The following is a 1,296-nucleotide window of genomic DNA, read 5'->3' as shown; positions in this document are numbered from 1 at the left end:
GGACACCTCGAAAAACCGTAGCGTTGCCGGCGTTCTGGTGATTCCCTTGGCTTGAGGGTGACGGAGGACGGGACATGGCCGGTCAAGCTGGGCTGTTCGATCTTCAGGACCGTTACGCGGAGCTGAGCAAGAGCGGTGATCCGCTCGAGCGGCTGTTGTCGGTGGTGGACTTCGAAGTGTTCCGCCCGACGCTTGACGCGGCCCTGGGACGCAAGGATCGCTCCCGGGGCGGCCGGCCGCCGCTGGACGCGGTGATGATGTTCAAGATCCTGGTGCTGCAGGCGTTGTACGGTCTGTCGGACGAGCAGGCCGAGTATCAGGTGCGCGACCGGCTGTCGTTCATGCGGTTCCTCGGGCTGGGGTTGGGCGACCGGGTTGCGGACCGGACGACGATCTGGCTGTTCCGCGAGGCGCTGGTGACGGCGGGAGCGATGGAGGGGCTGTTCGCCCGCTTCGACACGGAATTGAAGGAGCGTGGCTACTTCGCCCTGGGCGGCCAGATCATCGACGCCTCCATCGTGGAGGCGCCCCGGCAGCGGCTGACCCGGGAGGAGAAGCGCCAGATCCGTGACGGCGAAGACCCGCCCTGGCCGCCGGCCAAGGCGCGCCAGAAGGATAGGCAGGCGCGCTGGACGGTGAAGCGGGGGCGGGTCAAGGCGAAGCCGGGACCGACGCTCGACGGGTCCGAGGCTCGCACTGTGGAAGGCCTGCTGATCCCGGCCTTTGGCTACAAGTCGCACATCACCATCGACCGCCGGTTCCGCCTGATCCGACGCTTCATCGTCACCGACGCGGCCCGGCACGACGGCGCGCAGTTGCCGGGCCTGCTCAACCCCGACGCCTTCGACAGCCGGGTGTGGGCGGACAGCGCCTACCGCTCGAAGGCAAACGAGGCGGCCATCGCGGCGGCGGGGCGCCGCAGCATGGTGCATTTCCGCAAGCCGAAGGGGCGGCCGATGCCGGAGCCCCACCAGCGTGCCAACCGTGCCCGCTCGGCGGTGCGGTCCGCCGTCGAGCATGTGTTCGCCGACCAGAAGGCGCGCATGGGGCTGTTCATCCGCACCATCGGCCTCGCTCGTGCGACGGTGAAGATCGGGATCGCCAATCTCGCCTACAATTTCCGACGCCTGATCTGGCTCGAGGGGCGAACTGCGCCCGTATAGCGCCAAAACCGCCGCATATTTCCGCCTTTTCAGCCAAAACCGAGAGTTCAGCCCCTAAAAAACGCCGCCTTTCAAGCCGCGTGCCCCCTCATCGGCATCAACACGCGCTTAGGGGCGGTTTATCGAGGTGTTC

At 67.1% G+C, this 1,296-nt stretch carries 1 protein-coding gene; it reads left to right on the top strand.

The features are described from left to right. Positions 1-74 precede the first annotated feature (74 nt). Positions 75-1,163, top strand: coding sequence for an IS5 family transposase (locus AC1DVI_RS32355; RefSeq protein WP_476961468.1), 1,089 nt, complete (start codon positions 75-77; stop codon positions 1,161-1,163). Positions 1,164-1,296: the final 133 nt, after the last annotated feature.

Source organism: Azospirillum sp. P4_B5 (genome assembly GCF_056402275.1).
This window is presented reverse-complemented; position numbering and strand designations above follow the sequence as displayed.

Excerpts from the sequence above, each read along its gene's own strand:
- AC1DVI_RS32355 (WP_476961468.1), top strand. The coding sequence starts at position 75 with ATGGCCGGTCAAGCTGGGCTGTTCGATCTTCAGGACCGTTACGCGGAG.